Genomic DNA, 358 nt, shown 5'->3' on the forward strand with positions numbered 1-358 from the left:
GCCGAAAGCGCCAGGCGCCGGATCGGCAGCGTGTTGGTAAAGGGCGTGACGGTGAGGTCGGGTTCGAGCACGCCCGCCAGCTCGGGCATCGGCACGCCGTCCCTGGTCCAATGACCATCGCCATCGGAGGCCAGGACAAGCGTCCGGCCATCGCCGATCATATCGACCGTGACACTCTTCGCGTGCCAGCCGGCATCGCAGGTAATGCGGTAGCGGACCGCAAATGGCGTCTCGCCCGAGCAGATGACGACTGAATCGGCCAGGAACCGGCCCGCTTGCTCCCCCAGCACAAGATGTTCGAAGCCCGGTCCATCCCACTCGCGCCAGCGCACGATCTTGGCATCTTGCGGCATCAATC

At 65.4% G+C, this 358-nt stretch carries 1 protein-coding gene; it reads right to left on the reverse strand.

Going from position 1 to position 358, the window contains the following annotated elements; all coding sequences use genetic code 11:
- On the reverse strand, positions 1–358 hold a 358-nt coding region (locus tag EN852_RS36635; RefSeq protein ID WP_348643535.1), incomplete at both ends, for a putative glycolipid-binding domain-containing protein.

The sequence above is a fragment of the Mesorhizobium sp. M2E.F.Ca.ET.209.01.1.1 genome, assembly GCF_004010375.2.
In the GTDB taxonomy this organism is placed as follows: domain Bacteria; phylum Pseudomonadota; class Alphaproteobacteria; order Rhizobiales; family Rhizobiaceae; genus Mesorhizobium.